This window comes from Ruminococcus sp. 8Y-12, assembly GCF_058119865.1.
The window spans coordinates 3,118,591-3,130,320 of sequence record NZ_CM176623.1; the positions used below are offsets into that span (position 1 = coordinate 3,118,591).

At 46.8% G+C, this 11,730-nt stretch carries 8 protein-coding genes and 1 tRNA gene; 8 read left to right on the plus strand and 1 reads right to left on the minus strand.

Going from position 1 to position 11,730, the window contains the following annotated elements:
• Window positions 1-73 precede the first annotated feature (73 nt).
• The 5 genes from AC0THY_RS12015 (at window position 74) to AC0THY_RS12035 (ending at window position 8,328) form a co-directional block, all read left to right on the plus strand.
• Complete coding sequence (locus tag AC0THY_RS12015; protein ID WP_489990840.1) at window positions 74-727, plus strand: corrinoid protein; 654 nt, start codon at window positions 74-76, stop codon at window positions 725-727.
• A 107-nt stretch (window positions 728-834) separates the two neighbouring features.
• Window positions 835-3,030 (plus strand): ASKHA domain-containing protein, encoded by a 2,196-nt coding sequence (locus AC0THY_RS12020; protein WP_489990841.1) that lies wholly within the window; start codon window positions 835-837, stop codon window positions 3,028-3,030.
• A 192-nt stretch (window positions 3,031-3,222) separates the two neighbouring features.
• Entirely contained in the window at window positions 3,223-3,993 is a 771-nt protein-coding gene (locus tag AC0THY_RS12025) for a nitroreductase family protein (protein ID WP_489990842.1), read from the plus strand.
• A gap of 85 nt (window positions 3,994-4,078) precedes the next feature.
• Window positions 4,079-4,151: transfer RNA gene (locus AC0THY_RS12030), tRNA-Gly, on the plus strand.
• Window positions 4,152-4,620: 469 nt separating this feature from the next.
• Window positions 4,621-8,328 (plus strand): glycoside hydrolase family 3 C-terminal domain-containing protein, encoded by a 3,708-nt coding sequence (locus tag AC0THY_RS12035; RefSeq protein WP_489990843.1) that lies wholly within the window; start codon window positions 4,621-4,623, stop codon window positions 8,326-8,328.
• Window positions 8,329-8,409: 81 nt separating this feature from the next.
• On the opposite strand, the gene AC0THY_RS12040 is transcribed toward AC0THY_RS12035, so the two are convergent.
• On the minus strand, window positions 8,410-9,579 hold the full coding sequence (locus tag AC0THY_RS12040; RefSeq protein ID WP_489990844.1) for an MFS transporter: 1,170 nt from the start codon (window positions 9,577-9,579) through the stop codon (window positions 8,410-8,412).
• Window positions 9,580-9,731: 152 nt separating this feature from the next.
• Here AC0THY_RS12040 and AC0THY_RS12045 point away from each other — a divergent pair, with 152 nt between their 5' ends.
• The 3 genes from AC0THY_RS12045 to AC0THY_RS12055 are packed head-to-tail and all read left to right on the plus strand — an operon-like array spanning window position 9,732 to window position 11,714.
• A complete protein-coding gene (locus AC0THY_RS12045) occupies window positions 9,732-10,637 on the plus strand; it encodes a helix-turn-helix domain-containing protein (RefSeq protein ID WP_489990845.1) in 906 nt (301 codons plus the stop codon).
• 21 nt (window positions 10,638-10,658) lie between these two features.
• On the plus strand, window positions 10,659-11,021 hold the full coding sequence (locus tag AC0THY_RS12050) for a CidA/LrgA family protein (RefSeq protein ID WP_489990846.1): 363 nt from the start codon (window positions 10,659-10,661) through the stop codon (window positions 11,019-11,021).
• Window positions 11,022-11,714 (plus strand): LrgB family protein, encoded by a 693-nt coding sequence (locus AC0THY_RS12055; RefSeq protein WP_489990847.1) that lies wholly within the window; start codon window positions 11,022-11,024, stop codon window positions 11,712-11,714. It abuts the gene before it with no gap.
• The last annotated feature ends 16 nt before the right edge of the window (window positions 11,715-11,730 follow it).

The window sequence follows — 11,730 nt, forward strand, 5'->3', positions numbered from 1 at the left end:
ATAGATATATTAACCTTGCGGAGGGTTAGAACAAAGGAAAAATTTATTGAAAATATTTAAGGAGGTATTTATTATGTCAGAGGCAATTGTACAGGAGATTTCAGGATTTCTTCAGAAGGGACGCGCTAAAAATGTGAAGGCACTTGTTCAGCAGGCTTTGGATGAGGGCGTGGACGCTAAGACAATTTTAAATGAAGGTCTTCTGGACGGAATGATGATCATCGGAGGAAAGTTCAAGAGAAACGAAGTGTTTGTACCCGAGGTTCTGGTGGCTGCCAGAGCGATGAACGCAGGTATTGCTATCCTGGAACCTAAGCTGGTTGAGATGGGAAATGAACCCATTGGAAAAGCAGTAGTAGGGACGGTAAAAGGGGATTTGCACGATATCGGAAAAAACTTGGTAGTCATGATGTTAAAGGGCGCCGGGCTTGAGATCCACGACCTTGGGGTTGATGTGGAGCCGAGTGTGTTCCTGGAGAAAGCAGAGGAGATCGGAGCGGATGTGATCGGTATGTCAGCGCTTCTGACCACCACAATGCCGAATATGAAGGATGTCGTTGACCTGTTGAATGAAAAAGGTGTGAGAGATAAATATATTGTTATGGTGGGCGGCGCTCCGGTAAATGAGAGCTTTGCGGAGGAGATCGGTGCAGATTACTATACACCGGATGCAGCAACAGCTGCTGAAGTTGCCAAAAAAGCAGTTCTTGAGAAAAAGGCTTTATAGAGACAAGAACCCAGGGAGGCATGCCAAAGGAGGCAGCCTCTTTTGCGTTATAAAAAGGTCAGGGGATAGCAAAAATGGCACTTTGTGCGGAAGGTGAAGGTAAGAAAATGGAAAAAGTGATCGTGATAGAACATGCCAAAACCTTGTTGAATCGGGAGGAGGTGCTGCGCCAGATAGACTGTTATGAAGGAAGCCCCATTTATGAGGAGGTTATAGAGGAATATGAACAGATAAGGGAGCAGATTTTACAGATGTGCACCCCAGTGATCTTGTTTCAGTTTGGAGAGATTGAGGAGAGCCTTGTCTCAGAGAAGGTTCCTTTCGGCAGTCAGGTGGTCTATGCGCTGTACAGTGTAGGCGGAAAAATCAGCCGATACAGTACGAAAGCTTTTGAACAGGGAGATTATTTAAAGGGGATGCTGGCAGATGCCATGGCTGACTGCCTGCTCTTCTCCATGCAGCGGGAGGTGGATGGCCTGCTGCGCCAGGAATGCGCCAGGAGGCATATGGGTATTTCCGGCAGGCTGGAGGCGCCCCAGGACATCCCCATGGTAGCCCAGAAAGTCATTCACAGAAGGACACAGGCTCAGGAACTCAAAGGGATTGAGATCTCTTCCGGGTATATGTTTGATCCGGTGAAGAGCAATGGGATCATTTACCTTCTGACAGAGGATGAGCGTGTATTTAAAAGCCAGCACGACTGCAGAAGATGCAACCGGGTGGACTGTAAGATGAGAAAGGTTCCGGATACAGAGGTAATCGTAAAGGAGAGGGATAAAACGTATACCCTGATGCTGAAGGAGAGACGAAGTATTTTGGAAGGTCTTTTGGAGCATGGCACATATCTGAGCGCTGTGTGCGGAGGAAAGGGAAGCTGTGGAAAATGTAAGATCCGGTTGTTGGAGGGAGAACTTGGGGTAACGGAGTCTGATAAAAAAGTCTTCTCCCAAAGGGAACTGGATATGGGATACCGTTTATCCTGCAAAGCTTATCCCTCTGAAAGGATAGTTATTGAGGCTGCTTTTCAGAGTGAGGAGGAGTTTGAGATTTTAAGCGCCTACGGCAGCGCGGAGGAGGGAAGATCTCTGGCAGATGAGGAGGCAGTGATTGCCATAGACATAGGAACCACCACCATTGCCCTGCAGCTTCTGGGAAAAAATAGCGCAAGGGTGATGAATACCTATGCGGCTATCAACCGGCAGAGGGCCTATGGGGCGGATGTGATCTCAAGAATCAAGGCATCTTCTGAGGGAAAGAGGGAAGAACTGAAAAAGAGCATTCGGGAGGACTTGACTCAGGGCATCCGGCATCTGGTGGAGGGCTCCAAAATAGACAAAGGGCTTGTGAAAGAGATTGCAATCGCGGGAAATACCACAATGGGGCATCTGCTGATGGGATATGACTGTCAGGGCCTGGGGGTGTATCCATTTACTCCGGTCAATATAGGGCGGATTGAGGGCAGGTACTCAGAAATCCTGGAGGATGACTACCTGGATGCTTCAGTCACCATTCTGCCCGGCATTTCCACCTATGTGGGGGGAGATATCGCTGCGGGTATGCTCCGGTGCGGATTCGACCGCAGAGACAAATGCGCAGTGCTCATTGACCTGGGGACAAACGGGGAGATGGCCATGGGAAAAAAGGACAAAATCCTGGTGACCTCCACAGCAGCAGGACCTGCCTTTGAGGGCGGAAATATACAATGGGGGATGGGAAGCGTCCCGGGGGCCATCAGTGGCGTGCAGATAGAAAACGGAAAAGCAGTTCTGCGCACCATAGGCGATAAGCTGCCCATCGGTCTGTGCGGAACGGGAGTCATCGAGACCGTGGCGGAGCTGGTAAAAGGGGGACTTGTGGATGATTCCGGACTTTTGGACGAAGATTACTTTGAGGAGGGCTACCCCCTTGCCCGGACGGAGCAGGGGGAAACCATCGTGTTTACCCAAAAAGATGTGCGAGAGATTCAATTGGCCAAGTCTGCGGTGCGGGCAGGGCTTGAGACACTAATCTTACGGTATGGGGTGCCAAGGGAGGAGATTGAAACCGTATACCTTGCGGGAGGTTTTGGATTTAAGCTGGATATCGCAAAAGCCATTGCCATCGGCATGCTGCCGGAGGAGTTCTCAGACCGGATCAAGACTGTGGGAAACAGTTCACTGGGAGGGGCTGCAGAATTTCTCACAGATCCCAGGGGAAGAGATAGAATCGAAGAGATTGTTCAGGTTTCCAGGGAGGTCAATCTGTCCAGCGATAAAGAGTTTAATGAGTTTTATATGGATGCAATGTTTTTTGAAGCAGACTAGAGAAACATTTAATGATGGGATGCCGTACACCGGAAACCAATCCAAGTCTACCTGACAGAGGGCCGGTTTTTGAGGTACGGCATTTTAAATTGGGAGAAATGAAAGTTTATTGAGAAAATTAAATAAAATTTTAGTTGCAAATCCTAATAGATATGTTACAATAATGTTACAAAAAAGTAAACGGGTGAGAGCATGAATCTATATGAAGCAATTTATGTGCGGCGTTCCGTGCGAAAATTCCGCATGGAGCCGTTGGATGATAAAACAATGCAGGGGATTGCAGCTTTTATTAAAGATATGGAACCTCTGTTTCCGGAGATAAAGACAAGTATCGGGATGATCGACAATCTTGCGGGCAAAAGTAAGTTTCAGGGAGTGGCCAATGTTTCGGCTCCCTATTATCTTGCTGTATACACAGAAGAGAAAGAAAAATGTGAGATGAACGCTGGCTATATTATGCAGCAGTTGTCACTGTATCTGACCGCTCGGGGGATTGGAAGCTGTTACCAGGGAATGGCCCGCAAGCGGGACAGAAAGATGGAAGATGAGGGATTGTCCTGCGTGCTGGTCATGGCCTTTGGGTATCCCAAGTCCTCGGCAGTTCGACAAGACTATGAGGCCAGACGCCTCTCACTGGAGGAACTCTGCGCCTACAAGGAGCGCCCCAAAAGCCACATTAAGGAACTGTTGGAGACAGCCAGGTTGGCACCCTCCAGCTTTAACAGCCAGCCGTGGCGGTTTGTGGTCTATGAAAACAGGTTTCACATTTTTTCCAAAAAGCCGGTGGGGGGCCGCCATCTCTTTAACAAACACAATGAGATCAATTTTGGCATCATGCTGGCCAATATTATGGTGGCGGCAGAGGAGATTTGGGTTGATGTGGATTTGATTAAATTAAACAATATCACCCACAAGTCACTGCCCAACAACCAGTACGTGATCAGTGTACTGATGCGGCCTTGAGAACGATAGCAAGCAGAAAAAAGTTGTTGACAAAGAGAGAAAGGTATAGTAAAATATGGTTTGTGTCTGATAGAGACACAATCATGCGCGAGTGGCTCAGTTGGTGGAGCGCGACCTTGCCAAGGTCGAGGCCGCGGGTTCGAGTCCCGTCTCGCGCTTTTTTTATGCCCCGAAATTTGCAGTATTTATGCAGATTTCGGGGTATTTGTTATGTTTAGAATTTAGAAATTTTCCCCCATCGTTTCTGGCCAAGCCGGGCTGACAGCCTTGTACTGGCTGTAAACATTTCCATCACAATTTCCATATTGTTCTTCTTAAAAAGTTGTGCTATTTCCTCATGGCAATAACTTACGGTAACAAATTCATCGTCACATATAGCTGGTTTTGGCTAAAACCTTTCTGGTTTTCTGTGCAAAATATTTATATCTTATTGCAGACGAGTTTAAAAGAGATGTCAAATATTCGTGATTTGCGACTTTTGGGAACTATTTGCGCCTATATCTGCGATACACGACATGGACGTTGAAAGCGTAAAATTCATATGGTAAGTTTAAGCCAACAAAAAACGTTTTTTGAGAATAGGTAAAAGAATTAAATAAGATTTTAAAAATGGAGGATATAAGTATTATGAAGAGAAAAACCAGATACCGCATCACTGCTATGGCTATGGCAGTGATCATGGCGGCAGCTGCGTTTCAGACAGGCAGTGCTGGAAGTATTGTGAATGCTGCAGGCGTTCTAAAGGAAAATGTAAAATTTCCGGATGTCTATACCTTAGATCTGATCCAGCCTGAAGACAATGATGAGATTGTGAATAAAAAGGTGGAAGCTCTGATCAGGACAATGACTACAGAGGAAAAGTACACTTTCCTGGGAGGAAACGGCACGGGTGATAAAGAGGGAAATGCAGGATACCTAAAAGGGGTTCCAAGACTTGGAGTTCCTATGATTAAGATGTACGATGGCCCTGCAGGAGTTTTGTATACACAGGATACTACGAATCCTCCACAGGAACAAATGCTGGCGGCTACCTGGAACCAGGAAATGGCTCAGAAGTATGGAGAGGCAATCGGCCTGGAGAACCTTTCTATTGGAGGATGCTTTCTTTTAGGTGCCCAGGTTGACATACAGAGAATCCCACAGTTTCAGAGGACGAAGGATCAGATGGGGGAGGACTCCTACTTACTTTCCAGCATGGCAGACGATTTGACAGAGGGTATGCAGGAATACGGCGGGGTTGCAGTGCTTAAGCACTATACTGCGTTTACACAAAATGCTTCTCCAGCTACAAATACAAATGATGTTGTATCAGAGCAGGCACTCCACGAGACATATCTGCCAGGATTCGAGTCAGCCATCAAAGACGGAGGAGCTCTTGGTTTGATGTCCAGCTACTCAAAGGTAAATGGCACGGCAGTCTCCTCCAGCTCTTATCTGCTTGAAGATGTGCTGCGGGATATGTGGGGGTATGAGGGCTTCACTATTACAGACTGGGGAGCAAATACGGAGTATTCCCTAGATAAGGGCATGGAGATTGAAATGCCGTCCCTGAGCAAGAACAGTCAGAAAAATACAGAGGAAAAAGTAGCAAACGGGGAGATGACCCAGGCAGAGGCAGATGAAATGGTAGACACTGCCCTTAAGCATATCCTGTATGCATATGGAAAAGGCGGTTATCTTACACTTGTAGAGGTGGATAAAGATGGCTATGCAAAAGAGGAAGCTGGCCGTACAGATTTAATCAACCCCGGTACAGATAATGATGCGCTGGCTGATCTGTATGATTCCAGCAATGCGGCAGTTCAGGAAGTCGCAGAAGAAGGCGGAGTTTTACTGAAAAATGAAAAGGACACGCTTCCCTTAAATACAAAGGGAAACAATACAGTTGCTGTAGTAGGTCTGAACGGAATGCATTTGATACCCGGTGAGGGCGGAGAACGTTCCTATGGCAGCATCAAAGCTATGACAAGTCCCTATAAAGCATTGACGGAAATCTTAGGTGAAGATAAGGTGGAAGGTCAGGTATACGAAGATGTCTTAGGCACAATCATTCCAAAGGAAAACCTTTACACTAGTTTAGAAGGGAATGAGCACGGAGCCAAAAGAACATATGGGGTGCAGGGAGCATCAGGCGGTTCCGGTTGGGATCAGGGACAAATGTGGGGGTCCGGACTTGTGACTACCCCATATAAAGACTATGAGATCGGAACAGAATGTACTACAGATGATGAGATTAATTTTAACACAGGGACCGTAAACGGAGAGCCGAATAAAACATATTTCAATTCGGAAGACGGAACTGCTTTCTCCTATACGGACGATCCTTCTTATACCTGGACAACCTATGTAGAAGCAGCTGAAGATGGTACGCATGAACTGATCTTCCAATCCATTGGTGCAAACAGTCAGATGACAGTATACAGTGTGGCCGAGGATGGGACAGAGACAAAGATGGGGTCTGCATCCGGTCCAAGAGGAAGCCAGGGAGCGCAGTGGTACAGCAGCATTGTGCCCACTGAAACAGGAGAGAGCTTATCTTCTGTCAATGTAGACCTTGAAAAAGGAAAACGCTATAAAGTTGTTATTGCATCTTACAGCAATGTAGATAACAAGGACATGCAGGTAGGACTTGCATGGATTACACCTTCACAAAAACAGGCAAATATTGACAATGCTGTGAAAGCAGCAGAGGAGAATGACACAGTTGTTATTTTCGCATATGCGCAGGTCAGTGATCCGGACACTGGAAATTCTATGATGGGACAGGCCGGTGAGCCAGGAAAACGGGAAGACTGTACTCTGAAATTAGATGATGACCAGCAGGAAATGATTCTGAAGGTAGCCAAAGCTGCCCATGCAAAGGGTAATAAAGTGGCGGTTGTTCTTAACAATGATTCACAGGTTGTTATGGAGGACTGGATTGATGAGGCAGATGCGATTCTTGAGATGTATTTCCCGGGACAGCGCGGAGGTGTGGCTACAGCGAGACTTCTGACGGGTGAAGTAAACCCAAGCGGTAAGCTGGCATTTACCATTCCAAAGAAAGATACAGATACTATCATCACTTATTCCGATGAGGCGTGGAATAATTATATTGTAGCAGATGAAAATGGAAATACTACCACTTACGAGGAGGGCATCAACACAGGTTATCGTTGGTTTGATGAAATGGGAATCGAACCACAGTATGATTTTGGTTACGGGCTTTCCTATACAACCTTTGCATACGGAGATATGACTGTGGTTGAGAAGGCAGAAGAGGGTGAAAAGGTAGGCTTCGATGTCAGCTTTACCGTTACCAATACCGGTGATGTGACAGGAAGTGAGGTTGCACAGATCTACTTGGGCGAGGCTCAGGTGCCGGAAGGAATTCAGACATCCAAATACCAGCTGGCCGGTTATGAGAAGGTAAAAGATTTGAAACCCGGCGAGACCAGAAATGTGACGATTCATGTATCCGAGCGTTCCCTGTCCTACTGGAACTCCAACCTGGAGGCACTGAACGTCAACAGTGACGGAACAAAAGATAAGTGGACTGTGGCTGAAGGTTCCAGAACGATTTATGTGGGCGCAGCATCCGACAATCTTTTGCTGAATGCTACCGTAGAAGTAAAGGAAAAGGCAACCCAGGCAGATCTGGATAAGGCAACCGCAGAGGCGCAGGCAGCCAAAGAAAAGGCAGAGGCAGCTAAGAAGGAAGCAGAAAAAGCCCAGGCAGCGGCAAAAGAGGCAGAGGAAAAGGCCCAGGCGGCCAAGAAGGAAGCCGAAGCAGCCGAAGAGAGAGCCGAGGCTGCAAAGAAGGAGGCCCAGGCAGCGGCAGAGGAAGCCAGACAAATGGCAGCAGCTGAGCAGAAAAAAGCGGAGGAAGCTATTGCTAAGGCCCAGGCAGCCCAGGCAGCAGCCGACAAGGCCCAGGCAGCAGTGGAGGAACTGAAAAACAGCATAGGAAAACAAAAACCAGTTCCTGAAGTAGGAAAGACAGCAACCGTGGGCAGCCTGAAGTATCAGGTAACCAAATCGAATGCAACCACCGGAACAGTAAAGGTGACAGGTTTAAAATCAAAATCAATCAAGAGTGTTGTGATACCAAAGACAGTCAAGATAGGCGGTTACACATTTAAAGTGACAGCCATCGGGACCAATGCCTTTAAAAACTGTAAAAAGCTGAAAAAGGTGACTATAAAATCCACGGCCATAAAAACCGTAGGCAAGGGAGCATTTAAGAACATTTCGAAAAAAGCAACGATTAAGGTTCCGGCTTCCAAGTTCAGCTCCTATAAAAAGTTATTAAAGAAATCAGGGCTTGCATCAACAGTGAAAATTAAGAAAGCGTAAATAGCGGCCAGCTATCTGATTTCATAACTAAAAACCCCGAAATCCCCAGCGTCTATGCAGGATTTCGGGGTTTTTAAATTTTCAATGACTGGAAACTTTTTTTAAGAGCCTCTCATACATCACCACCATCAATAAAAGGACAACCAGCAGATAAAACGGAAACAGTACCACACTGATATGGTTGGCAATCAATCCGAACAGGGGAGGCATCAGACAGGTTCCCACATAAGCGGAAGCCATCTGAACGCCAATAACTGCCTGGGATCTGTCTGCGCCAAAGTGTGCCGGTGTAGAATGTATTATGGACGGATAAACCGGAGCACATCCCAGACCAATCAGAATCAGTCCCAAAAGGGAAGAAGGTCCTCCAAAAGGCAGTATCAGGGATATGAGCCCTGCCAATATAAAGCCCTGACCAATCCGTATCATCTGTGTATCACTCAGCTTGAATGTCAGAAAGCCGCTGAGAGCCCGGCCTATGGTAATTCCAATAAAAAACAGGCTTGCAAAGCCGGCCGCAGACTCTGGGGACACTCCCTGGTACAATACCAAATAACTGCTGGCCCATAAACCAGTTGTCTGTTCCAATGCACAGTAGCAGAAAAAAGTAACCATTACTTCTTTTGCACCGGGGATTTTTACAATTTGTTTTAATGTGAGCGGCTTTTCTGAAGAACTCTTTTTCGCATCGATGATACCGTTCGCTTTTTTTTGCCAAAGGGGCAGACTCAGCAATAGAATCACTGTCAAGCCAACTTGAAGGATTCCAATATAGAGGTATCCCATATTCCACTTCTGTTGGCCTCTTAATGCGTATCCCATGACATATGGTCCAAGGGAAGCGCCGACTCCCCACATACAGTGCAGCCAGCTCATATGGCGGCTTGCATAGTGAAGTGCCACATAATTATTCAGCGAGGCATCCACACTTCCCGCCCCCAGTCCGTATGGAACTGCCCACAGGCACAGCATCCAGAAAGAATCGCTTACAGAAAAACCGAACAGGGCAGACGCAGTCAGAAATACGCTGATAACGGTAACTTTCCCCGTACCCAGTTTTCTTGTCAGCCGGTCACTCATCAGGCTCGATACAATGGTTCCGACTGCTATGATCATAGAAATAATACCCGCATAGGAGACAGGTACTCCGAATTCCCTATACATAGTCGGCCAAGCGGACCCTAAAAGTGCGTCGGGCAAGCCCAGACTGATAAACGCCAGATAAATAACTGCCAATAATAACTGAAACATTTTACTTCTCCTCCAATTACGATTCCTGCATAAAAAATATGGCAGGTAAATTTAAATAATTTCTTTATCAAAATAATACCGCCATTTTAAGATTGATTCAATTCCATTACCGTCGTATAATATAACAAAAACGACTTTTGGGAGGGGAGAGTATGGCATTACAAAAATGTGGCCTAAACATAAACCAGGCGTCCAGGGAGCTTCAGCCCCACGGAACCTTGGATTTTCCATGTGCAGGTTATGCATCCCGGTATACAGACAGGCCGGAGGATGCGATTCTCTGGCACTGGCACGATGAATTGGAAATCATGTTTATTAAAGAGGGGGGACTGCGGGTTCGGGTACCCCAAATGTCCTTTGAACTGAAAAAAGGGGACTGCCTTGCTATAAATTCCAATGTTCTTCATTATGCCATCGCAGCTCCCTTTTGTGAACTGCATTCTATAGTCTTTGCTCCTGGGCTGATCACCGGAAATAATGAGACGGTATATGCCAAAAAATATATGGGTCCACTGCAATCCTGCACTTCCTTTCAAGGCTATTTATGGAAGGAGGACAGTAGTATGGCGGAGCTGTTTTGCAGCGCTTTTCAAGCACTGTCACAGGAAAACCCCGGTTATGAGTTTATAGTAAGGGAGATGCTGTCCAAGCTGTGTCTTCGGATTTATGAAAAATTTTTTCAGGATATGGAATTAGTGGACAGAGGCCAGGATCTGGACAGTCTCCGTGTACGTAAAATGCTTACGTTTATTCACTGCAATTTTGCAAAAAGCATAACCCTGCCGGAAATAGCAGAGACTGCCGGTATAGGGGAGCGCGAATGCCTGAGATGTTTTAAACGGACGATTCAGCTTTCTCCCATGCAGTACCTGCTGAAATACAGGATTATGTACGGTGCCAAGCAGCTATTGGAAAATCCGGCCAGCAGCATCTCCGAGATTGCCGCACAAAGCGGTTTTGACAGTCCAAGCAATTTTTCAAAAATGTTCCGGCGCTTTTATAACTGTGCACCAAGAGATTACATAAAAATACATCAACCGGATGCCGAATGGGAATAACAAAAGAAGAAGGAGATAAAAATGAAGCTCTTATATCAATTTGGGATTATTTTATTTGTGACGTTTTTGGGGGAAGTGCTAAACGCATTTATCCCTCTGCCTATACCTGCCAGCATTTACGGTCTGCTTCTGATGCTGTTCTGCCTGTGCACAAAGATAATTAAGCTCAATCAGGTCAAGATCGCTGCAGATTTTCTGCTGGATATTATGCCGCCCATGTTTATTCCGGCTGCTGTGGGACTTATCGTGGTTTGGAAGGAACTGCAGTCAGTTTTAATACCCATTCTGATAATCACTGCGGTTACCACCGTGGTTGTGATGGGAGTTACTGGGAGGACAGCCCAGGGGATTCTGCGCAGGAGCAGAAGAGGGGAGGACGATTAGATGAGAGACTTTTTATGCAATTCCCAATACTTTGGGGTGGCAGTCTGCATCATCGGTTATGGTCTTGGCATGTACTTAAGAAAAAAATTGAAATGGCCGTTCCTGAATCCTCTGCTGGTATCCATCCTGTTTGTGATAATGGTGGTGCAGGCGGCAGGTGTGGATTATGAGAGCTTTCATGAGTCCGCAAAATACTTGAGCTACCTTCTCACACCCGCTACAGTCTGCCTTGCAATTCCCCTGTATCAGCAGATACGCGTGCTGAGGGAGCATTTTGTAGCCGTGATTCTGGGAATTGTTGCGGGAGTATTGTCAAGCCTTGGAAGTGTTTTGGGGTTGGCTTACCTGTTTGGACTGAATCATACTTACTATGTAACTCTGCTCCCCAAATCCATCACAACAGCCATCGGCATGGGAATCTCCGAGGAGCTGGGAGGGATCACTACCATTACGGTGGCTGTGATAGTGGTGACCGGGGTGGTCGGAAATATTGTGGGAGAGCAGATATGCAAGCTTTTCCGCATCAGTGACCCGGTGGCTGTTGGGCTGGCACTGGGCACCTCCGCCCACGCCATAGGAACCACAAAGGCCCTGGAGCTGGGAGAGGTTCAGGGAGCCATGAGCAGTCTCTCCATTGCGGTGGCAGGTCTTCTGACTGTGATCGGCGCTTCCGTTTTCGCTAATTTTCTGTAGTGATAAAAGCCGCAGG